General features: G+C 67.7%; 17 protein-coding genes and 1 pseudogene. 11 read left to right on the top strand and 7 right to left on the bottom strand.

All coding sequences use genetic code 11. The features are described 5' to 3' along the window. Window positions 1-134 precede the first annotated feature (134 nt). From Aple_RS21860 to Aple_RS21850, 3 genes are all read left to right on the top strand, one after another. Window positions 135-1529: an acyl-CoA carboxylase subunit beta gene (locus Aple_RS21860; protein ID WP_155346521.1), complete on the top strand. Its 1395-nt coding sequence runs from the start codon at window positions 135-137 to the stop codon at window positions 1527-1529. A 691-nt stretch (window positions 1530-2220) separates the two neighbouring features. After that, window positions 2221-7002: an HD domain-containing protein gene (locus Aple_RS21855; protein ID WP_170321609.1), complete on the top strand. Its 4782-nt coding sequence runs from the start codon at window positions 2221-2223 to the stop codon at window positions 7000-7002. 297 nt (window positions 7003-7299) lie between these two features. Then, window positions 7300-7890 carry a hypothetical protein gene (locus Aple_RS21850; RefSeq protein WP_155346519.1) on the top strand — a complete coding sequence of 197 codons (591 nt, stop codon included), beginning with the start codon at window positions 7300-7302 and terminating at the stop codon, window positions 7888-7890. A 14-nt stretch (window positions 7891-7904) separates the two neighbouring features. Here Aple_RS21850 and Aple_RS21845 read toward each other — a convergent pair whose 3' ends face one another. The 5 genes and pseudogenes from Aple_RS21845 to Aple_RS21815 form a co-directional block, all read right to left on the bottom strand. Continuing rightward, a complete protein-coding gene (locus Aple_RS21845; RefSeq protein ID WP_155346518.1) occupies window positions 7905-8135 on the bottom strand; it encodes a hypothetical protein in 231 nt (76 codons plus the stop codon). Window positions 8136-8380: 245 nt separating this feature from the next. Continuing rightward, window positions 8381-9067 (bottom strand): annotated as a pseudogene (locus Aple_RS54590) (ISAzo13 family transposase); the annotation flags it as partial. A gap of 230 nt (window positions 9068-9297) precedes the next feature. After that, window positions 9298-12018, bottom strand: a complete 2721-nt coding sequence (locus tag Aple_RS21825) for an AAA family ATPase (RefSeq protein WP_155346515.1) — start codon at window positions 12016-12018, stop codon at window positions 9298-9300. 7 nt (window positions 12019-12025) lie between these two features. Beyond that, window positions 12026-13747, bottom strand: coding sequence for a 2-isopropylmalate synthase (locus tag Aple_RS21820; protein WP_155346514.1), 1722 nt, complete (start codon window positions 13745-13747; stop codon window positions 12026-12028). Next, window positions 13744-14490: an AfsR/SARP family transcriptional regulator gene (locus Aple_RS21815; protein ID WP_155346513.1), complete on the bottom strand. Its 747-nt coding sequence runs from the start codon at window positions 14488-14490 to the stop codon at window positions 13744-13746. Before Aple_RS21815 ends, Aple_RS21820 begins: the two co-directional genes overlap by 4 nt. A gap of 223 nt (window positions 14491-14713) precedes the next feature. Between Aple_RS21815 and Aple_RS21810 the strand changes: the two genes are divergently transcribed. The 3 genes from Aple_RS21810 (at window position 14714) to Aple_RS21800 (ending at window position 17472) form a co-directional block, all read left to right on the top strand. Then, on the top strand, window positions 14714-15646 hold the full coding sequence (locus Aple_RS21810; RefSeq protein WP_155346512.1) for a UbiA family prenyltransferase: 933 nt from the start codon (window positions 14714-14716) through the stop codon (window positions 15644-15646). Window positions 15647-15863: 217 nt separating this feature from the next. Continuing rightward, window positions 15864-16823 (top strand): sensor histidine kinase, encoded by a 960-nt coding sequence (locus Aple_RS21805; RefSeq protein WP_155346511.1) that lies wholly within the window; start codon window positions 15864-15866, stop codon window positions 16821-16823. Then, entirely contained in the window at window positions 16804-17472 is a 669-nt protein-coding gene (locus tag Aple_RS21800) for a response regulator (RefSeq protein ID WP_246264689.1), read from the top strand. Before Aple_RS21805 ends, Aple_RS21800 begins: the two co-directional genes overlap by 20 nt. On the opposite strand, the gene Aple_RS21795 is transcribed toward Aple_RS21800, so the two are convergent. Beyond that, on the bottom strand, window positions 17448-18353 hold the full coding sequence (locus tag Aple_RS21795) for an aldo/keto reductase (protein WP_155346509.1): 906 nt from the start codon (window positions 18351-18353) through the stop codon (window positions 17448-17450). The two genes, Aple_RS21800 and Aple_RS21795, sit on opposite strands and share 25 nt — an antisense overlap. 335 nt (window positions 18354-18688) lie before the next feature. On the opposite strand from Aple_RS21795, the gene Aple_RS21790 reads away from it, so the two are divergent. Then, window positions 18689-20122: an AfsR/SARP family transcriptional regulator gene (locus tag Aple_RS21790; protein WP_218038456.1), complete on the top strand. Its 1434-nt coding sequence runs from the start codon at window positions 18689-18691 to the stop codon at window positions 20120-20122. Here Aple_RS21790 and Aple_RS21785 read toward each other — a convergent pair. Then, window positions 20103-21656 carry an FAD-dependent monooxygenase gene (locus tag Aple_RS21785; protein WP_218038455.1) on the bottom strand — a complete coding sequence of 518 codons (1554 nt, stop codon included), beginning with the start codon at window positions 21654-21656 and terminating at the stop codon, window positions 20103-20105. The genes Aple_RS21790 and Aple_RS21785 overlap by 20 nt on opposite strands. A gap of 139 nt (window positions 21657-21795) precedes the next feature. Here Aple_RS21785 and Aple_RS21780 point away from each other — a divergent pair, with 139 nt between their 5' ends. Genes Aple_RS21780 through Aple_RS21765 form a run of 4 tightly spaced genes read left to right on the top strand, consistent with a single transcriptional unit; the run spans window position 21796 to window position 24413 of the window. Beyond that, window positions 21796-22563: a 3-oxoacyl-ACP reductase family protein gene (locus Aple_RS21780; protein ID WP_246264688.1), complete on the top strand. Its 768-nt coding sequence runs from the start codon at window positions 21796-21798 to the stop codon at window positions 22561-22563. 21 nt (window positions 22564-22584) lie between these two features. Further along, entirely contained in the window at window positions 22585-22875 is a 291-nt protein-coding gene (locus tag Aple_RS21775; protein WP_155346508.1) for an acyl carrier protein, read from the top strand. After that, window positions 22872-23345, top strand: coding sequence for a 3-hydroxyacyl-ACP dehydratase FabZ (gene fabZ, locus Aple_RS21770; RefSeq protein WP_155346507.1), 474 nt, complete (start codon window positions 22872-22874; stop codon window positions 23343-23345). The genes Aple_RS21775 and fabZ overlap by 4 nt, the downstream gene beginning before the upstream one ends. 3 nt (window positions 23346-23348) lie before the next feature. Next, entirely contained in the window at window positions 23349-24413 is a 1065-nt protein-coding gene (locus Aple_RS21765; RefSeq protein ID WP_155346506.1) for a glycine cleavage T C-terminal barrel domain-containing protein, read from the top strand. The last annotated feature ends 2 nt before the right edge of the window (window positions 24414-24415 follow it).

Below are 24415 nucleotides of genomic sequence, written 5' to 3'. Positions count from 1 at the left end.
TTTCGCGGGTCACCGGCCTGCCGGGCCGGGTCCTAAGGGCTGGAAACAGGGATAGGGGAAAATAGGGGTTGGCCGCCGCGGGCGCGGCTTGGCACATTCGGCAATATGACTTCCCCTGGAATCGGGATTCGCGAATGACTGCCGTCGAAATCGAGATTGACCGCCGGGCCCCTTCGGTCCGGCTGGCCCGGTTGCTTGACCCCGAGCCGGTGCCCCTGCACGCCGACGACGACAGCGGCGTCCAGGCCGTCTGCGGACGGGTGGACGGCTCGCCCGTCGTCGCCTACTGCACCGACGCGACCCGGATGGGCGGCGCGCTCGGGGCGGCCGGCGCGGAGCGCATCGTGGAGGCCATCGGCGCGGCCGAACGCCTCGGCTGCCCGGTGATCGGCCTGTGGCACTCCGGCGGCGCGCGCCTGGCCGACGGCGTCGAGTCGATGCACGGCGTGGGCCGCATGTTCGCCGCGATGACCAGGGTTTCCGGCGTGATCCCGCAGATCTCGGTCGTGCTCGGTCCCGCCGCAGGAGCCGCCGCGTACGGACCGGCCCTCACCGACATTGTGATCATGGCCGAGGACGCGCGGATCTTCATCACCGGACCCGAGATCGTCCGCAGCGTCACCGGGGAGCGCATCGACATGGCCGGTCTCGGCGGCCCCGAGGCGCACGGCCCCAAATCCGGCGTCGCCCACATGGTCGTCGGCGGCGAGGACGAGGCGTACGAGCAGGCCCGCCGCCTCACCGGCATCTTCACCCGGCCCGGCGCTTTCGACCTCGGCGTGCTGTCCGAACGCCGCGACCTCGCCGCGTTCCTGCCCGACTCGCCGCGCCGCGCGTACGACGTCCGCCCGCTCGTGCACGCGATCGTCGACGACGGATTCCAGGAACTCCAGCCCCGCTGGGCCGCCAACATCCTGGTCGGCCTCGGCCGCCTGGGCGGGCGCTCCGTGGGCGTGCTGGCCAACAACCCGATCCGCAAGGGCGGCTGCCTGGACACCCTCTCCGCCGAAAAGGCCTCCCGTTTTGTACGGATGTGCGACTCGCTGGGCGTGCCCTTGGTGGTGCTCGTCGACGTACCCGGCTATCTGCCCGGCATCGCGCAGGAATGGGATGGCGTCGTCCGGCGCGGCGCGAAACTCCTGCACGCCTTCGCCGAATCGGTCGTTCCCCGGGTCACCCTGATCACCCGCAAGTCGTATGGCGGCGCGTACATCGCGATGAACTCCCGCTCCCTCGGCGCCAACGCGGTCTTCGCCTGGCCGGACGCCGAAGTCGCGGTCATGGGCGCCGAATCCGCCGTCGGCATCCTGCACCGCAAGACCCTCGCCGCCGCCCCCGACGACGAGCGCGCCGCCCTGAAAGCACGCCTCACCGAGGAGCACCTCCGCGTCTCCGGCGGCGTCGAACGCGCCCTCGCGATCGGCGTCGTCGACGAGGTCATCTCCCCAGACTCCACCCGATTCCGCCTGGCCGAGGCCCTCGCCCAAGCCCCCTACGCCCGAGGACGCCACAACAACATCCCGCTCTAGGCTTGATCTTTAACCTGGCCGATGGATTGACCTCGTTAATCGAGCGGGGAGCCGTAGGGAAAGCTTGCTGGAGGACGCCGCTCACGTCGAGCCCTTGACCACATTGTCCCGGTTCCGGACCGATTTCTACGATTGCCTAGCCCGAGCTGATGCTGGCCTCCCAGCTTATTCGCGGCTGGCTCTACTCCTTCATCGCCGTCCTGGAGCCGGGCCGCACCCTCCTGAACGGAGGTGCTGGACGCGGTCAGGCTGCGCCCGGACGATGACGGAACGGATCGCTGTGCATGTTCGCGCCTTCGTCGCCTCGGCTGTCCTTGCCGGACGGTCACATTGCCAGCGCCACCGAGATCTGGCGGGACTCGATGTGCGCGAGTTTCGGCGCCACCCCGCCGGCAGGTCTCGCTTGTGCGACGATCCCGGGAGCCGTTCACATACAGCGACCGTGATGATCCATGCTGCTGGGGCCGCGCATTGTCTGCGGCAGAAGAGGATGGCCGCCCAACCAGGGCCGGGCGTTGTCGCGGGCTGGTGTCACTGGAGGTGGCGTACAAAGGGTGGCTTCAGCGGAAGATGACCGGAGGACGGTCATCTTCGGTTGGCTATGCTGATGAACCGGGTCGGTCTGGATGATACGCATCCCAATCTCCCAATACCGACCACATTGGTTGTCAGCGCATCTACCATGTCGCGAGTGACCGTGCGTCGTGCTCTTCTCATTGGTGTTCCGAACTGTGACGACACAGCTTTCTCCACTATTACCCAGGTGGTAGAAACTGACATCCAAAAAATGCGATCTGCCCTAGCCCTTTCGTCGTACGATATCGAGGCGCTGGGTGAGGACTCTAGAAGTCCTGAACCGAGCGGGAGTCGTATCAGGGCGGCAATCAAGAAGGCGTGTGCGGAGGCGCCCCGGGGCAGTGTCCTGCTGCTCTACTTCTCCGGCCACGGCGTCAATGTCGATGGTCGCGACTACTTGGTGCCGAGCGATGCCTATCGTGAGCCCGGCGCGACGATCCCTGACTTGGACAGCCTGGTCCCGGCGATTCCCGATCTGCGCCGGTGCCAGGCCAGGCTGGTGGTCTTCTTTATCGACGCGTGCCGCGACACCCCCGCCGGGTCACGAATCGAGGGTGCTCAGGGAGGAGCCATCCACTTTCCCGGAAGCGGTTCCCTGGTGATGGTCGCCGGATGCGGCCCCGGTCAGTTGTGCCACTACGGGGAGGACGGAAGCTCATTCAGCCAGACCTTGGCGAGAGTCCTCGACCGGCGTAATCCCGCCCGTACGCTGTCAGGCGTGCTCACCGAGGTCATTCAGGAGATGCGGCGAAAGGCTAACCCGGGTGATGGGAGAGCGCAGCTCCCTGAGGCGTATCCGCAGGCGATGCTGCTTGCTGCAGGGAATACCGTGATCTGCGAAGGCGACGAGCTGACGTCGGCGTGGCGGCGCGTCGCTGAGGACAACGCCCTGTGGACCCTATGCCCTGCGGCTAGCGAGGGAGACAGAGCGAAAGTTCGCAATGTGGTGGACGCCTGCGCGCGGAGCCACGTTGCGGCCACCGACTATCTCCTGCAGAAGACTGGCATGATCGACAACTGGTTCGATCTGGGTTATCCGGGCAGGGTTATCTCCTTCACCTCGACCCTGCTCGGGGCCGAAGTTCGACTTAACCCTGACCAGGCCGCCATCCTAATCGCCGCGCCGTTCCTCCGGGAAGCAGTGCTAGCCGCCTCCCTACGGATGGCAGCCGACGTCCGCCCGGGGGACTTCGAGCGCAGCTACGAGGTAGGCGAACGAACTGACCTCGAACTGACTCACGAAATGTATCCCCAGGTTATTCGACGAGCCGAGGGCTTGAAACAACGCGGCCGGAAGGAGGCACACGACGACCTGGCCCTTTGGCTTCTTCATCGTTGGCTCGGCAACAGAGCGTCGTTATGGCAGTCACAGGCAGCCGGAATTGAGTACGAGCGAGGCGCTGGGCTACTGACGGACTGGACATTGCGATTGAGCCAGGCGGAGCAGCGCACGCTGGTAGAGACGCTTTTACGGGCGGTAGGGGCCGAACCCCGCAATCCGCAATTAGAGGAACGGCTCAAGAACCCCTCGCTACCCGACGATTGGCGTGGCCTCAGCGCGATTCTTTGGCTGGCTGGGACTTTAGCAGCCGACCCCAGGCGCATGTCCGCCGTGATCGCTGACCACATCGGAACCGGACTAGAACTGCCCCTGACGTCGGTGAAAAGCGCTGCAGACCGCTTCGGTACCTCTAAGCATAAGGACGTGCTCGATTTGGAGCTGATCTGCGTTCACCCTGCACAGCACGCGGCTTTTGTAGCACTGACGAAGGCTGCCCAGACGGTGCTCGACGAGATTCCCGGATTCGGTGGCACGGGCCAGACTGGTGATACGTTGCCTGTACGGATTACGTATTCGGGGATTCGGCCAGATCAGCCGAGGGCAGAATCGGGTCCGGCATACAAAGTGCCTTTGACTCGGTTCAGGCTCTCCGAAGACAAGGTTCGCGAACTGCTGATGGGACGTCAACTCTACGACGACCCGTCGCTAGCAATTCGGGAGCTGTACCAGAACGCCCTGGACGCGTGTCGCTATAGAGACATTCGGCTCGAGGCGCTTCGCAGGCGGGGGAAAGATCCCTCGCCCTGGGATGGCCGTGTGATGTTCCGCCAAGGGTCCGAAGACGGCCGTGAGTACATCGAGTGCGAGGATAACGGCGTTGGCATGGACAGCGACGTACTCGAGCATGTATTTGCCAATGCTGGCGAGAGGTTCGTCTATCGGCAGGAATACCGTGCGGAGCACGCTATTTGGCAGTGCCTCAATCCGCCACTGCGCCTCGTCTCCAACAGCCAGTTCGGCATTGGGGTGTTTAGCTACTTCATGATCGCCGACGAGATCCTGCTGGTCACTCGGCCGGTCGACACCAAAGGGATTCCCTCGCACGAGGCATTTACCGTACGTATCGCGAGTAGCGGCAGTATGATCCAGGTCACCCCATCCGACGCCATGCTCGGTGGCGGTACCCGGATCAGGCTGTATCTGACCGGAGATGACGATGAGCGAGTCTCTGTGTTGCAGACACTGCGCAAACTACTGTGGATCGCCGACTACCGGGTGGTCGCCTCCGAGCACGACTCGGTGGAAGAAGAGTGGCAGCCCAAGGTACTGCGCTATCAGGATGAGTCGGCCGAGTCCCTCGAACACGACCGCGACCTATGGTGGGTCTCCGGCGAAGGTGGTCTAGTGGCGGACGGCATCCGAACGAACGAAGAGATCTATGGCTTGGTCGTAAACCTCCGCGACGCGCACCGACCGCAGTTCACGGTGGACCGCAAGAAGCTCAGGAGTTGGGATAAGGATTGGGTAAATGAGAAGATCGACAAGTCGCTGCCGCAGCTGATGGAATGGCCAGGACTCTCGCTTTCGTGGCTCTGGGAGGTCACGAATTCGGCACCCGAAGTGGCACAGCGGATCTTCGAGCATCTCGTAAAGACAGATACCCCTCTGTTGGTGGGCGGTACCCGAGCGAAGAGCGGCACCGTGAGGGCAGCCGAGATTGGCTGCCTGCCGTATGATAAAGAACTTCTCGACTCTTCAAACTGGAACCGCTATTTCGCAAGATGGTACAGCTCATGGCGAACTGGCGTCTGGATGGAACTAGCCAATTCACAACGCGGGCACCGGCGCATTCCGCCGGTGGTTTCACACAGGGGATTTCCCATGGTGGACCCTATCGACGGTGCGCTCTTAGGTGGATTGAAATGGTATCACCGCGAGGATGCCGTTTGGGTGGATAAGATCCTCGAAGCTATTGCCCAACCCGAACAGCAGGCAGCAGATTTACTGCGAAGGCTACGGAAATTCGCTATCACCGAGCTCAATCTGACTGAACTTCGGCGATGCCCCCCTCTTTCCAGAACTTTTGAGAAGGAAGAGAAACCGCTCCTGCGGGCTTTGGCTGCCTGGACGCCTCCCGGTCAGCCGACACCGTTGCTCGTCGCGGGCTGGCTGGTCAAAACCTCCTCCCAACTCGACAAGCCGCTGGGCGAGGTACTCAGATTGGCCGAAGAGCTGGCCCCTGAAGGGTGGATCGCGCCACTTCTTGACCTTGGCACCCTCGCCGACAAAATATGCACTGCAGCCGAAGTCAAGCTCGTTTCGGTGGAACTTGACGGACAGCCGCCATGGGTCCAAGGCGATCTGCAGCCTGACCACATCGCGCACGCCTCGAGTGAGTTGGGTCGGGATATTGAGCAGGTCCTAGAAATGTGTGATCGGCTATCTCCGCTGGGTATCACCGTTGCCGCGCGCGACCACTATCCGGAGTCTTTCGCACCAGTCGAGGCGGAGGCTCTGCGTCATGTGAGGGCAGTTGGAGATCGGCTCACCGCTATGCACATCGTACTCATCGCTGGATGGGCCGAGATAAGCGTCCAACAGACTCTCGCTGAGCTGTCTGAGCTGGAGCGGCGTGGCTTGCTCCGGTTGCCCGAGATCCCGCCGACAACGGACATCAGGCCAGACGGGGAGACCCTCAGACTGATCAACATCGCGATGATGAATTTTCGGCGCTCGACCAACAGATGGAGCATCAGCCCGAGAAGGCCCTGCCTAGCGCTCGCCGCCGCGAGAACCGGCAGGTACTTTCGGGGAGGACTGGTCAATCAGGCTGCCATGCTTACTCCCCTTACCGCTCCCGAGACCGAGGTCACCTTTCCTGAACTGATCAGCCTCGCATCACAGTTTTTCGGAACCATCGGCGAGGCCCGTCAGCTCCTGCTGGACGCCTACCCCGCCGTGAGGCTGCCTGCCGAAACGGAGCAGAGTAACCAACTGCATCCTTGGATGATCGAAAGCTATCTGATCTCCAATAGATGGAGTTGGCGCGTGACCGACTGGACGCTCGGACCCGGGGAGATCATCCGAGGCGCGCACGAACTTGGCAAGACAGTAGCTGAATTCTTGTTCCTGCTCGCGCCCTATAGAAGACTAGGCGCGCCCGTACCGGATCCTGATCCCGAGGTGATAGCAGACCTCACCAACTGGCATCCCGATCCATATGACGTGGACCTACTCGCTCTGTACGACATGAACGACGAGGCCGAGGATTTTCTGACGGAAGTTGACGCGCTGCGCTTGGTTCAACTCGCGGGCAGACTCGGCCTTACTCTTGCCGAGACTCACCGCAGGCTAGCCCGGATGGTGTCATTAGGCCTACGCCTCGACTATCCCATTCTGGATGTTCCCGACGAGATCGTCTACTGGCAAGATCTGCTACTGCTTACTGCCTACCGTGACGGCCAAGCGCCGTCTCTTGGCGGAGAGGTCTCCACCGGCCATCTAGCGACCGTGGCGGAGGAAACAGGCGAATCCATCGAATGGTTGACCGCCCGGCTTCGCCTCTACGTCACGCTGTTCACACTTCGTCTACCAACGGAGTCCGCCGATGTCTGAACAACACCGTCCTGTCCCGTTCGCTGAGACCGATTTCGCCGAACAACCCGGTTTCACCGTGTTGGAACTTGAAGACGGACTTACGATCAAAGGCTCATGCCCCGCTTGCTTCGGACATACGTCGATGACCTTCCGATACGGCACACCGCAAGGATACAAGGGCCCTTTTCGCAAGGTCGCTGTGCCTCAGCGCACCCGCCAAATCACCGTCTACTGCGTGTGCGGTCATCTCCATGCCGATCGCCCCACTGAATCACCAGAAAATGGTTGTGGGGCCTACTGGTTGGTCAATCTCGGATGAGCGTCGTGCGCAAGCGGTGGGCGATGCTGGCCCAGGATCTAACATTCGAGCAGCTAGCAACTGTACGCAAACAGGCCGAAGGGTGGCGAACCGCCCTGGCTGGATTGACCGCGCTGCTGAGCACAGTCCTCATCATTAAGGGCAGAGACTCCGTCACGAGCCTGGCCACGGTGCCCCGCTGGACGGCTACCGCCCTGCTGGGATTGGCTTTCGCAATGCTCATCGTTGCCACGCTGTCCTCTGTACGAGCCGCTTCCGGGAACCCGGGAACCGAGATTCTCCTCACAGGTGAAGAGCTCCGAACCTGGACCCAGACCGAGGTCCGCCACGTGGGAAGACTAATCTATCGGGCCACCCTTTTCACCATCACTGCATTGGCCTTGCTGGCCCTCGCCGTCGGCATCACTTGGCTCGCACCCTCGGCACAGACAGATCGTCCACTTATCGAGGTTCTCAACACCAGCGGTCGCGTATGCGGCGAACTAGTCGGCACGGCAGATGGCGCCCTCATCCTCAAGACCGCAAAGCTGAGGCAAGTGCCCCTCATCGCTGTCACTTCGGTTACCCCTGTCACAGCCTGTACTTAGGGCCTTGCAGATGATCAGCACGCTGTGTTGATCTTGTGTATAGCGCCGGTACTGATGACGTAGGTGGTGAGGTCTGCTGCGGTGTAGAGGCGTTTGCTGTTGGGCGTGATGGCATAGTCGGCCTGGTCGAGCAGGGGTTGGATCTGCCGAATGGCGCGGTTGGCGGTCATGAGGGTTGTGTGGAACAGGTCGGCGAGTACTGCTTGAGGTTGGCCGAGGCGGCGGTGCAAGACGGTGATCAGCACACGTTCGGTGATGGTGAGGGAGGGATGACGGCCCCAGTGCCGGGGGCGACCATCCGCGGCTAGGCCGCGTTGACGGTGCAGGCCGGCTTCTCTTGGGCATGTCGTAGGGCGGTCAGCTGGTCGATGAGGTGGTCCCAGTCTGGTTGCGGGAGGGCCGGTCAGGGGGTGGGGTGGATCAGCCAGGCATGGCCGTCTCGGCGGGGTGATGGCGCCGCAGTGGCGGAACCGGTGGCGGGGGTCAGCCATGCCGGAAGCAACGTGTAGTTCCAATCGTGGCTGGTGATCGGCAGGCTGGCCATCTGAGCGTCGCTGACGGTGACGCTGGTGGCGTACTGGCCGGAGTCCAGTTCGGCGTGCACGGTGAGCCGGTCGTGGTGGTGGTCGCGGCGATGCTCTGCACGACGACTTCATGGCTGCTCAGCGGCCTGCCACGCCAATTCATCGTGATGTGGCAGAACAACCGGTGTTCAACGCGGTTCCATTTGGAGGTGCCGGGCGTGAAATGGCAGATCATGATGGCCAAGCCGGCCTCGGCGGCCAAACGCCGCGAGTTCGGCCTTCCACGCGCGGGTGCGGTATCCGTTGGAGCCGCCTGCGTCTGAGGTGATCAGCAGGCGTGTCGCGTCGGGGTAGGCGCCTTGCTCGGCTCTGTTCCGCCAGCGGCGGATGGAGTCCACGGCGAAAGCGGCGGTGTCGTGGTCGGTGCCGACGTTGACCCAGTCGCTGTCAGTGGCCAGGTCGTAGATGCCCTAGGGAATCGTCTTGCCCGCCTGAGCGTCGGGGAAGTCGTGCATGGCGACCCGTACCGGCCGACCGGTGGGACACCACTCACGGCCTGCGGTTTTGTATTCGCCGACCAGTTCCTTCTTCTTGGTGTCCACGCTGATGACCGGCTGGCCGTCAGCGTGGTGGACTCTGACCTGCTCATCCACTCCTGCCGACACCGTTGCCGCTCGAAGCCGGGCGGCTTTGGCCACTGCCGCGATGCCCCCATGCCCAAGGCCCTTGCCTCAGCGCCTCAGTAACTGTCGCTGCCGCTCATCCAGGTGCAGGAAGATCGCCTCGAACTTCGCCGCCAGCATCTCCACAGTCCCGGCCGCCACGCGTATCCCACATCAACGAGCGACAATCCCGGAAGCTACGGGTCATTTCTCTGCAAGTCCTAAGCCACGGTCGGTTGCTGAGTATCAGCGAGAGTCTCCGGCAACTCCGTTCGACGGGACACCTTCAGCTTGCGGAAAACGCGGGTCAGATGCTGCTCGACCGTGCTGACCGTGATGAACAGCCGCGCGGAGATCTCCCGGTTCGTATACCCCTCGGCGGCCAGCTCCGCCACCCGGCGTTCGGCGTCGCTGAGCAGCACCGGAACTCCGCCCGGATCATCCCGATCCATCCGGGGCAACGCCCGGCGCAGCGAATCGGCGTGGCACTCCTTGGCCAGGGCGCGAGCGCGCTGCCCGAGCATCCCGGCCCGCCGATATTCGCCAGTGGCGTGATAGGCCTCGGTGAGGTCGAACAGCAACCGGGCGTACTCGTACCGATCGCCCCCCGCCTGGAGCAGATCGGCGGCCTGCCGCAGGAGCATCGGACGCTGGCGAACCTCGCTGACGGCGGCCAGCAGGCGCAACGCCGACCCCCGCACCCGCTGGGACTGGCGCCCGCACCGGGAGAGCTGCTCGGTCACCAGTCGCCGGGCCTCGTCGTCGTTCCGCAACGCGATCAGCGCTTCGGCGGCGTCCAGGCGCCACGCGATGAAGCTGGGCACGTCCAGGTCCCACCGCGTCATCAGCTCGCCGCACAGCAGGAAGTCCCGCAGGGCCTGGTCGGGCTGGTCGGCCATCAGGTTGAAACGGCCCTTGCCCCGCAGGTACTGCAGGCCGAACCGGGTGTCCAGCATCGCGTCGGGAACAGGCTGGTTGAACTCAGGCAGGCAGTCGTCCAGGCGGCCCATCGCGGCCCCGGCCAGCAGCAGGGTGCCCAGCGGTCCACCTACGGCCACCCCCCAGCTCCCGGCAGGGATGATCGACAAGGCGTGCCGCGCGTCCGCGGCCGCCGCGGCCAGGTCGCCACCCCGGAGGCCGATCTCGGCGCGGATGGCGGCCAGGCGGGCCTGGCGGCTGGGGGCGCGACGGGTTTCCGCCTCGGCGATGAAGGCGTCACACCAGGGGGCGGCGCGGCCGGGACGGTCGGTATAGGTGAGGGCCAGCAGCGCCGTCTCGACCGTGTCCATGGTCATCTCGTCCAGGCGGCAACCGCGCAGGATGTGCTCGGCGGTGGCCATGGTCTCCTCGCGAGGGCCGTGAGTGAGCACATCGGCGAGCGCCCCGGCCGACTGGATCCGGCGGCCGACGCCGAGGGAGGACGCGGCGGCGGTCCGCGAGGCGCCGACCTCCGGCAGGTGCGGCAGGAACGACGGGTAGAGGGCGCGGAACCACGGGCGGGCGGCGGCGAGTTCGGCCGCGGTCTCCTGGTCGGGTTCGCCGAGCTCGCGCAGGCGGCCCAGGACGTCCATGGCGTCCTGGGTGTGGCCGTGCCAGAGCAGCGCCTTGGCCAGGATGACGGTGTCGCCGCCGCCGAGGTGGCCCTTGTGCAGGGCGTCGGTCAGCCCGGCCAGGTGGCCGACGGGGTTGCTGGGGTTGATCCGCCATTCGGCCCGGACCAGCGTGGTGGCGATCCTGGCCCGGCGGCGCTCGTCGTCGCAGGTACGCCAGGCCAGTTTGAGGTACTCGATCGCGGATTCCACGCCGTTGTCACGCAACGCGTGCCTGGCCGCCTCCTCCAGGGCCGACAGCGCCCACGGGTCGCCCGCGTGGCTGGCGTGCAGGAGGTGGCCGGCCACGACATCGGCCGTCGCGCCGTCGCGGTGGGCCAGCTCGGCGGCGCGGCGGTGCAGGTGGATGCGGTCGGCGGCGTCCAGTTCCGCCAGTACGGCCGAGCGCGCCGCCTCATGCCGGAACCGGCCGTCGGCCAGCAGCCCGGCCCCGGCCAGCGCCTGCAGCGACTTGGCGACGGCGGCTTCGCTCTCGCCCCGGCCGAGCAGGCGGCCGATCGAGCCGGGCTCGCCCAGCACCGCCAGGCCGTGGGCCGCTTCCTGGGCGCACGGTCCTAGCCTGCGCACGCACGCGAGAACCGCTTCGCCGTAGCGGTCGCTGGGGGCGCCGGTGGTCTGGAGGTCCTCCAGCAGGGCGTCGACGAGCAGCCGGTTGCCGCCGCTCAGCTCGTGGACGACCGCGCCGAACCGGCGGGCGGCGTCCTCGCCGAGCCGGGCGTCGACGCCGTCGCGGGACAGGTGCGTGAGCCGTACCGGACGGCAGTGCGGCTGCCTGAGTATCTCGGTGTGGAAGAGGGTGCGCAGGTGGGGGCTGTGGTCCGCGGCGCTGAGCACGAGCATGACGTTGGCGAACTTGACCCGCCTGGCCAGGTAGGCCAGGCACAGCTGGGAGGCGCGGTCGGCGTGGTGCACGTCGTCGACCGCGACCACCAGCGGGCAGCGTTCGGCCAGGTCCAGCAGGACCGTGCAGAGGGCGTCCACGATCTGCACGTCCACATGCTCGATCGATTCGGTGCCCGGGTCCCTGGAGAGCTGCGAGCGGGCGCCCTCGTGCAGCAGGCCGCTCGTGGTGACCCGCTGCTGGTCCAGCAGCGGCGCCTGGTGCAGGAGCTGGGACAGCACGCCCAGCGGCAGGCCGCTCTCGGCCGGCGAACCCGTGGCCGTCAGGGGCAGCGCGCCCTGGTCGAAGGCGCGCTCGGCGATCGCGTACAGCAGCTCGCTCTTGCCGGTCGCCACCGCGCCGGTGACCATCGCGATCCTGCCCTTGCCCGCGACCGCCTCGGCCAGCAGCGCCCGCAGGGTCGCCATACCCTCGCGTCTGTCGTCCACCATGTGCTCCCTAGTGCCCAGCGGCGGCGAGCTGGTCGTCCAGATGACCGTCGCGGGCGAGCCGGTCGGCCGCCGCGCGGACTGCGGAGAAGGCCGCCGCCGCGATGTCCTTGTCGATGCCCGCGCCCCAGGCGACGGCTCCGCCGCTGCGGCACTCGGCGTAGATCACGGTCTCGTCGCCGGACCTGACCGCCTGGTTCGGGGTGAGATCCGCATGGTCCAGGGGCAGCCCGGTCCGGTGCACGACGCCGACCTGGATGCCCCACGGGCTCAGCACCGAGCCGAGCGTGCGGAACGCGTCGGCCTGGTCGCCGCTGACGTCGAACCCGCCGTCCACGTGCAGCGCCGTCGCGAGCGGTTCGCGGCCCACCTGGAGCGGGTCGGACGGGTCGCCGTGGTAGAGATACTCCTCGGCGAACAGCGCCCCGATCCGGCTCGGGGTCAGCTCGCCGCCGACCTCGTCGGCGTGCCGCTGCACCCGGGCGGACAGGTCGGCCTGCAGGCCGCGCGGCAGGTTCAGGCCGTGCCAGGCGCTCATGACGTACGCCACGCCGCCCTTGCCGGACTGCCCGTTCACCCGGACCACCGCCTCGTACGTGCGCCCCACGTTCCTGGGATCCACCGGCAGGTACGGCACCTGCCACGGCAGCGCGTCCGGGCGCACGCCGGTCTCGGCGGCCTGCCGTTCCAGCGCGTCGAAGCCCTTCTTGATGGCGTCCTGATGCGACCCGGAGAACGCGGTGTAGACGAGATCGCCGCCGTAGGGGTGGCGCGGGTGGACCGGCAGCCCGGTGCACCGCTCGACCGTGCGCCGGACCGCGTTGATGTCGGAGAAGTCGACGCCGGGGTCGACGCCGTGGCTGTACAGGTTCATCGCGAGCGTGACCAGGCAGACGTTGCCGGCGCGCTCGCCGTTGCCGAACAGGCAGCCCTCGATCCGTTCGGCGCCGGCCAGCAGGGCCAGTTCGGCGGCGGCGACCCCGGTGCCCCGGTCGTTGTGCGGGTGCACCGACAGGCAGACGTGCTCGCGCCTGGACAGGTTGCGGTGCAGCCACTCGATCTGGTCGGCGAAGACGTTCGGGAGGGACCGCTCGACCGTCGTCGGGAAGTTGAGGATGATGCCGCGCCCGCACTCGGGCTGCCAGACGTCCATGACGGCCTCGCACACCTCGAGGGCGAAGTCGGCCTCGGTCTCGTTGAACAGCTCGGGGGAGTACTGGAAGGCCAGGTCGCAGTCGCGCAGCACCCGCTCGGCGTGGTCCAGCATCGTCCGGGTGCCCTGGACGGCGAGGTCCCGCACGCCCGCCCGGTCCAGGTTGAACACGGTCCGGCGGAACAGGGGCGAGGTCGCGTTGTAGATGTGCACGAGCGCGCGGCTCGCGCCGCGCACGGACTCGACGGTGCGCCGGATCTGGTCCTCGCGGGCCTGGGTGAGCACGGTGATCCGCACGTCGTCCGGGATGCGGTCGCGTTCGATCAGCATGCGGACGAAGTCGTGGTCGCTCTGGCTGGCCACCGGGAAACCGACCTCGATCTCCTTGTAGCCGATCTCGACCAGCAGGTCGAACATCAGGAGTTTCCGCTCGGGTGTCATCGGATCGGCGAGCGACTGGTTGCCGTCCCTGAGGTCGGTGGAGAGCCAGCGCGGCGCCGCGGTGATGCGGTTTCCCGGCCAGGTGCGGTCGCTCAGAGCTAGGGGGGTGAATCCGGAGTAACGTTCGACACCCTTCATCGTCGGATTTCCTTTCCTGGATGACTCCTGGCGTGCGGATCGGGGATGGCGAATGAAGGCGCGACGCCGAGTTCGGCGTCCAGGAGCGCGCGCAGCCCTTCGTAGGCGTGCCGCGCGTCGGTGCGCCGGCCGGTGCGGCTGAGCGCGGTGATCAGCTGGGCGTGGAAGTTCTCGTTGAGCGGATGGGCGGCGACCAGCAGGCGCAACTCCTCGATGACCTCGCCGTGCCGGCCCAGGCTGATCATGGCGTCCATGTGCATCTCCTGCGCGCGCAGCCGCCGCTCGTGCAGGGCCGTCGCGTACGGCGCGAGCACAGGACCGAGCCGCACATCGGCCAGCGCCGGCCCGGTCCACCTGGCCAGCGCGTCGCGGAGGACCCGCTCGGCGGCCCGGTGGTCGCCCGCCTGCTGGTGCTCGGCGGCCCGGTCGACCAGGCGGGGAAAGACCAGGGCGTCGACCCGGTGCGGATCGACCCGCAGCGCGTAGCCGGGGGCCTGGGTGGCGACGATGCCGCCGGCCAGCACCTGGCGCAGGTGATAGATATGCGTCTGCAGCGTCTTTATCTCGGCCTTCTTGGCGACCTCGCCCCACAATTCAGTGACGAAGACGTCGACGCTGACGACTTTTCCCGCATTGAGCGCCAGCAGCGCCAGCACCTGCCGGAGCTTGGGGCCACCGGGGGTGCGAGAATGGCCGTCGCCGTCCAGCACCTCGGTCGGGCCCAGCAGCTTGAAATCCGGCATTTGATTCCCTAAGGTGTAGTCGATCGACTTGTTGAAAGTTGTACGACCCTTATTCCGCTGGCCCCAAGCTAATAAGGGTCACCCCCACCCGACAAGACCGGGAATCAGCAGTTCAGGGAAAGTAGCCCGGAGTGGTAAGGGGGGGTATCCAAAGTTGTATTCCGGACTACAACTCTCGGATTATCCCCTTAACGGATGACCGTTCCGGCGTAACAATCCGGTCATGGCAAGTACATGGGCAACGGGCCGCGCATCCGGCCCCTCCGCCCTCAAGAGCGCGGCGCGAGTGCTGCGATTCTGCGTGATCGAGGCCCGGCCGGCCGTGCTGGCCGTGTCCATGCTGAGGTTCCTGGCGGGGGCCATGCTGGCGCTGCCGGTCGCCGTCGCCCCCGTCCCGGCTGAGGTGCTGCAGGGCGGCGCCGCCTGGGTGTTGTCGATCTTCGCGATCTACGTCGGGAACGGGGTTTCTGACGTCACCGAGGACCAGGTGAACGGGTCCCGCCGGCCGATCGCCCGCGGCGATCTGGACCCGCGCGTGGCGGCCGCCGTCGCCGCCGTCGCCGCGGTCGTGTCGCTGGTGGCCACCGCCGGGCTGCCCGCCGCGATGACCTGGGTGATCGCGGCCAACCTGGTCCTCGGCTACCTGTACTCGGGCGCGCCGTTCCACCTGAAGAGCCGGTCCGGCGGCACCATCCTGGTGCTCTGCGGGTCGGGGCTGCTGGCCTACTGGGGCGGGTTCACCGTGGTCATCGGCGGTGCGGCCGAGTCCACGCCGATCCCGCTCATCATGTTCGCGGTGGCCGCGACCTGCTGGATGACGCTCGTCGGCGTGCCGGCCAAGGACCTGTCCGACATCGCGGGGGACGCCGCCGCCGGCCGGCGCACCATAGCCGTGACCTGCGGCGCGAGGGTGACCAGCAACGTCATGTCGGCCGCCGCGCTGATCCTGGCAGGGTCATTCTGCGTGGTCAGCCTGGCCCTCGGGGTGCCGCTCGCCTGGGCCGCGCTGGCCATGCTCGTCGGCGCGGTGGCGGTCACCCTGGCTGGTCGCGCGGCGCATGCCCACGCCGATCGGAGCCGCCGGCGCAGACCTTACCGAGCGTTCATGACCACACAACATATCGTTCACATTACCGTCCTGTTCTCCAATATCTGACAGGATATGTTGCTTTGCAGACGTAAGTGAGAGATAGTAAGGATCTCACGCGTCCCAAAGCGGAGGGGCTTCCTTGGGTGCTGAATTCGGGGCCGGGAGCGATCCAGCGAGATTCGTAGATGCGTGCCGGGCCGAAATCCTTGAGGAATTCGAGTCGGAGCTGCAAGCCACCGGTAACGCGCTCTCCGCGGATCCGAGTGCCATCCGCCAGGCTCTTATGACCGCCCAGTACGTCCTGGATGACGTGGCCGCGACGCTGCGCACCGGAAAAGTGCAGGTCAACGACCTCTATAAATTTCACGCCTGGGAAGTCGGCATCAGCAGGGCCGCTTCCGGAGTTCATCCAAGGGCCTCTCTTGAGGCGGGCTCACTTTTTTTCAAGTCCGCGCTGACGCATCTGGCGCGGCGAATTGCGGCCGATTCCGATCGCCCTTCCGACACGTTCGCGCTGGTCGCCACCGGCATGGAGGAGAGCCTGTCGCGCCGGGTCAGGGAGGCCTCCGAGAGCTACACGGGGTTCCTGCTCAACCAGGTCCACGAGGTGCAGGAGGAGGAGCGGCGCCGGATCGCGCGCGACCTGCACGACCGGATCGGCCACGGCATCAGCGTCGCGCACCAGCAGCTCGCGCTGTCGGAGCTGCATCGCGACACCGACCCGGCCAGGGCGGCCATCAAGATGGGGGTCGCCCAGCAGGTGATCAGGGAGGCGATGGAGAACCTCCGCCAGATCACCTCGGAGCTGCACCCGCAGGTGCCGGTCAAGAGCCTGGAGAAGGCGCTGCTCGGTTTCCTCGAAGCGGTCGAGGACGAGGCGGTCTCGGTCGGTCTGGACGTGAACGGCGACGAGTCGTGGGCCGAGCCGCGCGTCCTGGACGAGTCCTTCCTGATCATCCGCGAGGCGACCAGGAACGCGCTGACCCACGGCACGCCGACGGTGATCCTGATGCGGGTGGACATCGCCCCGCACGTGCTCCAGGCGTTCGTGCAGGACAACGGCAGGGGCTTCGAGCCGTCCCGGCCCAGAGTCCGCAACGGCGGGGTGGGGCTGACCTCCATGCGCGAAAGGGCCGAGCTGCTCGGCGGCCGGTTGGCGATCACCAGCGAACCGGGCAATGGCTGCCTGGTCGAGCTGTTCATCCCGCTCAAGAGGCAGTCACGTGAGTCCGAGCAGCTTTAGCGGAAAGATCTCGGTCGCGCTCGTGGACGACCACGCCCTGTTCCGGGAGGGCCTGCGCGAGATCCTCGAATCCACCCCCGACCTGGCCATCGTCGGCGAGGCGGGCAACTCGGCCGACGCCGTACAGCTGGTAGAGGACACCCGCCCGAACGTGGTGCTGCTGGACGTCGAGATCCCCGGCGACGAGGTGACCGAGACCGTCACCCGGATCCGGGCGCTGTCGTCGTGCACGCAGATCATCATTCTGAGCATGTACGACGGCCCGCAGCTGCTCACCCGCCTGCTGGCGGCCGGGATCAGCGGCTACCTGCTCAAGAGCATCCACCGGCACGAGCTGATCGCGGCCGTCCGCAGCGTGTACGAGGACCCGGGCCGGGTCGTGCTCGCCGTGTCCAGGACCAGCCTGGCCCAGGTGGAAGGTCCGCAGGCGGGGGTGCTGACCGACAAGGAGAAGGAGATCCTGCAGCTGGCGGCGCAGGCGCTGAGCAACCTGCAGATCGCCCGCCGGCTCGGGCTTGCCGAGGCGACGGTGAAGCGGCACATGCGGAACATCTTCGTGAAGCTCAACGCGGTCTCCCGGATCGACGCGGTCAACAAGGCGCTGGCCGCGTCGCTGATCCCGGCTCAGAGCAGGAGGGAGTCGGACTGATCCGCCGCCCCGGGCGGGAAGATCCGGCCGAGCTCGTCCCGGACGTCGGGAGCGAGGGTGACCTCGGAGGCGGCGAGGTTCATCTCCAGATGCACCTGGTCGCGGGTGCTCGGCACCGGGACGACGTGCTCGCCCTGGGACAGCAGCCAGCCGATCGCGAGCCGGCCCGTGCCGAGGTCCAGCCGGGCGGCGACGTCCTCGACCTCGCGCAGCGGGCCCAGGCCGCGGCGCAGGCTTTCGGGCTGGAAGCGGGGGTCGCGGTGCCGCCAGTCGCCGGGCGTCAGCTGGTCGGCGGAGCGGATGCGGCCGGTGAGGAACCCCCGGCCGACCGGGCGCGCGGCCACCACGCTGATGCCCAGGTGCCGGGCCTCGGCCAGCAGATCGGGCTCGGCGCGCAGCCCCCACAGCGAGTACTCCACCGCGAGCGCGGCGACCGGATGCACGGCATGGGCCTGGCGGAGTTGCCGCAGCGAGCCATTGGACAGGCCGACATGGCGGATTTTTCCGGCTTTGACCAGGTCGGCCAGCTGGGACATGCCCTCCTCGATCGGGGCGTCCGGGCGCAGGTAGTAGAGGTCGATGGCGTCGACGCCCAGCCGTTTCAGCGACGCCTCGCACGCCTGCGTGGTGCCGCTGCCCCGGGTGGCGATCACGATCTCCTCGCGGCGGCTCGCGACCGCCCGGCCGATCAGGCGCTCGACCTGGCCGTCGTCGTACACGTCGGCGGTGTCGACGAAGCTGACGCCCGCGTCCAGCGCGCGGCCGATCAGGTCGAACGCGTCGCCGGGGTCCACCGGGCCGTACGCCCCGGACAGCGCGAGCGTGCCGAGCCCGATACTGGAGATCATCGGGCCGTCCCGCCCGAGCCTCGTGTAACGCAATTGCCCCCCTTAGCGCGCCGGGTCGATCCATTGATAGCCTGCGCCGGTCAAAGCCCGGTCAAAAACGGCCGAACGCCGCCGGTTCCCGGAGAAATAGGGGAACCCTTATCAGGCGCCGGGGGCAGGGGATTACAGGGGGCGCCTAGGGGTGCCGGGGCAGCAGGCCCCTCATTAGGTTCAGAGCTAGCGGATCCCCCTCCAGCAATCTGCGGGAGAGATTCTTAAATGGCTCGAAAACATCTCTTCATGTTTCCACCGTATGACGGCAGTCTAATACCCTCCTCCCTAGTACTTTCCCTACCCAGTGGAAATTACCCGATACCGGTGCGGGCCCGATGATGGACGAGGGCCTCAGATTCCGGCTGCTCGGCCCCATGCAGGTGCTCAGGGACGGCGCCGAGCTGCATATCTACGCCAGCCGCGAACTGGCGATATTGGCCAGCCTGGTGCTCAACGCGGGCCGCGTGGTCAGCGTCGACCGCCTGATCGAGACGGTCTGGGCGGGGTCCGCCCCGCGCAGCGCGCGCCGCCAGATCGCCATCTGCGTGTCCCGGCTCCGCCGCATCCTGGGCGCCGGCGCGATCGAGACCTCCAGCCCCGGCTACCTGATCCGCCCGGCCCCCGACAGCGTCGACTGGCTGCAGTTCCGGGCCCTGGTGGCCCGCTCCCGCAGCGAGGTCGCGGGCAAGAACCGGGAAGAGGCGGTCCGGCTGCTGCGGGAGGCGCTCGCGCTGTGGCGCGGGAACCCGTTCGAGGACATCCGCGGCCTGCGCTACGACGTGGCCCGGATGGAGGAGTCCCGGCTGGAGGCCGCCGAGGCCTGCCTGGAGCTGGAGATCGAGCTCGGCCAGCACCATCAGGTGATCCCCGAACTGCTGGCGCTGGTCGCCGAGCACCCGTTCCGGGAGCGGGTCCGGGCCCTGCTCATGCTCGCCCACTACCGGGCCGGCCGCCGCGCCGACGCGCTGCGCACCTACCAGGAGACCCGCCGCTACCTGCGCGACCAGATCGGCCTGGAGCCAGGACCGGCGCTGCGCCACCTGCACGAGCAGATCCTGCGCGACGAGTCCAGCCTGATGCGGCAGTCCGTGCCCCGGGCCGCGATGGTCGTGCCGTCCCAGCTCCCGCCGCGGGTCGTGCCGTTCGTCGGGCGGGGTGAGGAGATGGCCGCACTGGACGCGGTGCTGCGGCCCGACCCCGAGGTGGCGCTGCCCGGCACGACCGTGCTGAGCGGCCCGGTCGGCGTCGGCAAGACCGCGCTGGCGCTGCAGTGGGCGCACGACCGGGCCGACTGGTTCCCCGACGGTCACCTCTTCGCCGACCTGGACGAGGCCGAGCCCGCCGTCGTGCTGGACCGGTTCCTGCGCGCGCTCGGCGTGCCCCGCGCCGACCTGCCCGCCGACCGGGCCGAGAAGGTCGCGCTGTTCCGCAGCTGGACGGCCCGCCGCCGGCTGGTCGTGGTGCTGGACCGGGCCAGGGACGCCGCCCAGGTGCTGCCGCTGCTGCCCGGCGGCGCGAACTGCCGGGTGATCGTGACCAGCACCAATCCGCTGGACGAGCTGGTGGCCCGGCAGGGCGCGCACCGCGAGTTCGTCCGCCCGCTCGCCACCGAGGCCGCCAGGGAGCTGGCCGATCTGCTGGTCGGCGCGGTCGAGGCGCAGGCCGTGACCGACCTGCTGGCGCACTCCTTCGGCAACCCGCTGCGGCTGCGGATGGGCGCGGCCAGGATGCGCTCCCGGGCCAGATCGGTCACGACCTGGCCAGGATGACGTCGAGTGCCTTCTCCAGCTCGGCGAAGTCCGCGTTCTGGGTGCGCCATCCGACCTGACCGTCGGGACGGACCAGCACCGCGCCTTCGGCTCCGACGCCGTACGTCTCCGCCCACTCGGCCGAATCGATCTCCACGACCCGCACCCCCGCCGCGGCCCGCGCCCACCCGCTTCCCGGCGCGGTGAGCAGCGTGAACGACGGGCCGAGCAGGTCGAGCGTGGACACCCCAGGCGACACCCAGACGTGCGGCGCGCGGTGCCCCGGCCGGGCGGTCGCCACATATGTCCGGTACGGATCCGCCGGCGCGGGCTCCGGCGTGCCATCCGGGACGACGGCGGCCGACTCGTAGTGGAATCCCAGCACCAGCCCCTCCGACCCGCGCCGCCCCGCCTGCTGCTCGATCGCCTCGTGCATGGACAGCTGCCCGGCCATCATCCGAAACGTGATCATGGCGTTGACCAGGCTCTCGTCCACGGTACGGACCGCGACAGGGCGGCGTTCCGCCGCATAGGTGGCCAGCAGGTCCGGCCCGGCCGTGCCGCGCAGGACGGCGGCCAGCTTCCAGGCCAGGTTGTGCGCGTCCTGGATGCCGCAGTTCATGCCGAACCCGCCCTGCGGGGTGGCCACGTGCGCGGCGTCCCCGGCCAGGTAGACCGGGTCCCTGGCGAACTCGGCGGCCACCACGGCCTGCTGGAGCCAGGGCATCACGCCCACGATGTGGACCGGATGATCGGGGATGCCGATCGCCGAACGCACCGCGGCCAGGCAGTACTCCTCGGTGAAGTCGTCGGCGCTGCCGCCCTTGGCGGGGTCGTACCCGGTCTGCATGATCCAGCGGCGGCGGTTGTCGACCGCCTCGATCGCGCCGCCCGGGGTGCTGCGGACGAAGGAGAGGGCGGCCCGGCGGCCGGGGGGCAGGAAGTCGAAGTCGGCGTCGAACATGATGCTGACCATGTGGCCGAGCGGGGGCGGCCCTTCGACGGCGATGCCGAGTCGCTCGCGGATGCCGCTGCGGCCGCCGTCGGCGGCGATCAGGTAGCGGGCCTCGACCCTGGTGGCGACGCCGCCGGATTCCACCACCGCCTCGACCCCGCCCGGGTCGACGCACAGGTCCGTCAGGGTGGTGTCGAAGCGCACGTCACCCGCCGACTCGGCGACCCTGCGTATGATCACTTCGAGGATGTCCTGCGAGCAGAGGTAGGTGTACGTCGGGCTCTGCGCCGCGTCCTCCGCGATGGCCGCCGCCTTGCGGAGGTAGTCGTCGGCGCTCAGCGAGGTGCCGACGCCGACCGCCAGCACGTCCTCGCGCGGCATGCCGGCCCGCTCCACCTCCTCCTGGATGCCCCAGGCGCGCAGGATCTCCATGGTCCGGGTGGTGACCAGCCGGGCCTTCGGGAAAAGGGAGGTGCCCGGGTGTTTCTCGACGAGCAGCGACGATATTCCGTACCGGGACAGCTCGATGGACGCGGCCAGCCCCACCGGGCCACCGCCGACGATCAAAACTTCAACTTTTTCGCTACGCAGCTCGTCCATTGCGCCAGAGTCGTATATCCCCTAATGCGCGTCAATCTTCGGATAACTCGGTGATACAGGCGTGATATCGCGCCTTAGTAGCTTGATTCGTGAAGTTAAGGACTATTTGCAGTGTGATTGTCCCGCGAATCTGGAGACGATGATGTTCTCTCCTGAAGGTCTCTTCGCCGAAGGCTCCGTGGCCCTTGTTACGGGCGGTTCCCGCGGCATCGGCCGGGCCGTCGCGCTCGACCTCGCCGCCGAGGGCGCGCACGTCATCGTCAACTACGCCCGCTCCGAGGCGGACGCCAAGGAGGTCGTCGCCCTGATCGAGGAGCACGGCGGCACCGCGACGGCCGTACAGGCGGATGTGACCGATGAGGACGCGGTGCGGCAGATGTTCCGCGACATCCGCACCACCCGCGGCCGGCTGGACGTCCTGGTGACCAGCGCCGGCATCACCCTGGACCGCTACCTCGTCGCGATGAACCTGGAGCAGTTCCGCAAGCCGATGGACATCAACATGACCGGCACGTTCCTGACCTGCCGGGAGGGCCTGCGGCTGATGCAGCACCAGCGCAGCGGCGCGATCGTGACGCTGTCCTCGACCAGCGGCCTGGACGGCGGCTTCCCCGGCCAGACCAACTATGTGGCGTCCAAGGGCGCGATCATCGCGTTCACCCGGGCGCTGTCCAACGAGGCCGCCCCGCACGGGGTGCGCGCCAACGTCGTCGCGCCCGGTTTCGTCGCCACCGACATGACCCGCAGAGTGCCCGCCGAGATCAGGAAGCAGTACGAGTCCCGCATCCGGCTGGGCCGGATGGGGCGGCCCGAGGAGATCGCCTCGATCGTCAGCTTCCTCGCTTCGGACAAGGCGTCCTACATCTCCGGCGCCGTCGTGGTCGCCCACGGCGGCGGCCTCGGCTGAAGACCCCAACCTGGAGGACAGATGACCATCGACGAGCTACGCGCCAAGGCCGCCGAGCGGCAGCAGACGTGCACCCAGATCAAGAAGATGATCGTGTCCCGCCTCGACCTGGAGATCGAGCCCGACTGGATCACCGACGACCAGCCGCTCTTCGGGCGCGGCCTCGAACTCGACAGCCTGGACGTGCTGGAGCTGTACGTCGCGATCGAGGCCGAGTTCGGGGTGGCCCTGTACGACAGCGAGATGGCCGTCTTCGGGTCCGTCTCCCGCCTCGCCGACGAGGTCAATCCGCAGCTCAAGGCCACCGCATGACGATCACGGAGGCGGCCCCGATCACCGGGCTGAGCAATGATCAGATCCGCGACGTGCTGCCGCACCGCTGGCCGATGCTGCTGCTGGACCGGGTCGGCAAGGTCGAACCGGGCACCAAGGGCACGGCCACCAAGAACGTCACCGGGACCGAGCTGTGGTTCCAGGGGCACTTCCCGACCGAGGCCGTGCTGCCCGGCGTGGTGATGATCGAGGCGATGGCGCAGCTCGCCGGCCTGGTCTTCGCCCTGTCCGGGGCCAGCCGGATCAGCTACCTGGCCGGGGTGAGGTCGATGCGGTTCCGCCGCCCCGTCGTCCCCGGCGACCAGCTCGCCCTGACCGCCGAGCGGACCGGGGGCGGCGCGGGCTTCGCCGAGTTCCGGGTCTCGGCCCGGGTCGACGGCCAGGTCGCGGCCGAAGGAATCCTCACGATCGTTGATCCGGCGGGGAACACCGCCGTACGAAAGGTGTGAGCAATGACTACCGTCCTCGCGCATGTGCACCCGGGGGACACCGTTTACGGCCAGGTCGGCGACGCCTCCGTCCCGCTCCGCTTCGGCGACCTGCCGGATGAGTACCAGGTGCTCAGGGACCGGGCCGCGTTGCTGGACCTGAGCGGGCACCGGCTGATCGAGATCAGCGGCCCCGCCGCCGTGGACTTCGCGCAGCGACTGCTGGCCCGCGACGTCGAGTACCTCACCTCCGAGCGCTGCATGATGAGCCTGGTGCTGGACGACGCCGGGCAGGTCGTCGACCAGGTCCTGGCGTTCGGCCGGGAGAACGGACTGCTGCTGGAGAGCTCGGTCGGGGCCGGCGACCGGCTGATCGAGCACCTGCGGGCCAACAACGACGAGGGTGTGGAGATCACCGACAGGTCCGGCGACCTGACCGTGCTCGGTCTCGAAGGCCCGTACGCGTGGGGCGTGGTCGGCCGGCTGATCGACGGCGAGCTGGCCTCGCTGCCGTTCGAGGCGGTGGCGGACACCGTCTGGAACGACGTCGAGATCATCTTCGCCAGGACCGGGTTCACCGGCGAGTACGGCTACCAGATGATCGTGCCCATCGAGTCCGCCGCCGACCTGTGGCAGGCCTCCCTGGAGCACGTCACCGCCGCCGGGCAGGAGGCGCTGGAGCTGGCCATGCTGGAGGTGCGCCAGCCGATCCCCCGGCTGGAGACCGCCGGCGGCGCGAACGTGATCGAGATCGGCGCCAACTGGCTGGTCGACGTCACCAAGGACGAGTTCGTCGGCAAGCAGGCCGTGCTCGCCGCGTTCGAGTCCGGGCAGGGCCGCAGGACCGTCGGCTTCTCCGGCGGCGACACCGTGCCCGAGCCGGGCGCTCGCGTCCTGGCCGGCGGCGAGGACGTCGGCGAGGTGGTGCTCGCGGTCCGCAGCGTCGGCCTCGGCGCGACCCTCGGCCTGGCCAGGGTGGACGCCGCGCTGGCCGCCGCCGGTCTGGAGTTCACTGTCGAAGGCACGGGTGTGACCACGCTGACCAGCCCCTACATCGTGCCCAAGAGCTGGAGCATCCCGATCATCTGATC

Origin of the sequence: Acrocarpospora pleiomorpha (assembly GCF_009687885.1) — a bacterium.
Taxonomy (GTDB): Bacteria; Actinomycetota; Actinomycetes; order Streptosporangiales; family Streptosporangiaceae; genus Acrocarpospora; species Acrocarpospora pleiomorpha.
The sequence above is the reverse complement of the archived record's forward strand: the minus strand, read 5'-3'. Positions and strand labels throughout refer to the sequence as shown.

Coding starts and splice junctions, on each gene's coding strand:
- Aple_RS21860 (WP_155346521.1), top strand. CDS start 135: ATGACTGCCGTCGAAATCGAGATTGACCGCCGGGCCCCTTCGGTCCGG.
- Aple_RS21850 (WP_155346519.1), top strand. CDS start 7,300: ATGAGCGTCGTGCGCAAGCGGTGGGCGATGCTGGCCCAGGATCTAACA.
- Aple_RS21825 (WP_155346515.1), bottom strand. CDS start 12,018: ATGGTGGACGACAGACGCGAGGGTATGGCGACCCTGCGGGCGCTGCTG.
- Aple_RS21820 (WP_155346514.1), bottom strand. CDS start 13,747: ATGAAGGGTGTCGAACGTTACTCCGGATTCACCCCCCTAGCTCTGAGC.
- Aple_RS21815 (WP_155346513.1), bottom strand. CDS start 14,490: ATGCCGGATTTCAAGCTGCTGGGCCCGACCGAGGTGCTGGACGGCGAC.
- Aple_RS21810 (WP_155346512.1), top strand. CDS start 14,714: ATGGCAAGTACATGGGCAACGGGCCGCGCATCCGGCCCCTCCGCCCTC.
- Aple_RS21805 (WP_155346511.1), top strand. CDS start 15,864: ATGACCGCCCAGTACGTCCTGGATGACGTGGCCGCGACGCTGCGCACC.
- Aple_RS21790 (WP_218038456.1), top strand. CDS start 18,689: ATGATGGACGAGGGCCTCAGATTCCGGCTGCTCGGCCCCATGCAGGTG.
- Aple_RS21785 (WP_218038455.1), bottom strand. CDS start 21,656: ATGGACGAGCTGCGTAGCGAAAAAGTTGAAGTTTTGATCGTCGGCGGT.
- Aple_RS21780 (WP_246264688.1), top strand. CDS start 21,796: ATGATGTTCTCTCCTGAAGGTCTCTTCGCCGAAGGCTCCGTGGCCCTT.
- Aple_RS21775 (WP_155346508.1), top strand. CDS start 22,585: ATGACCATCGACGAGCTACGCGCCAAGGCCGCCGAGCGGCAGCAGACG.
- fabZ (WP_155346507.1), top strand. CDS start 22,872: ATGACGATCACGGAGGCGGCCCCGATCACCGGGCTGAGCAATGATCAG.
- Aple_RS21765 (WP_155346506.1), top strand. CDS start 23,349: ATGACTACCGTCCTCGCGCATGTGCACCCGGGGGACACCGTTTACGGC.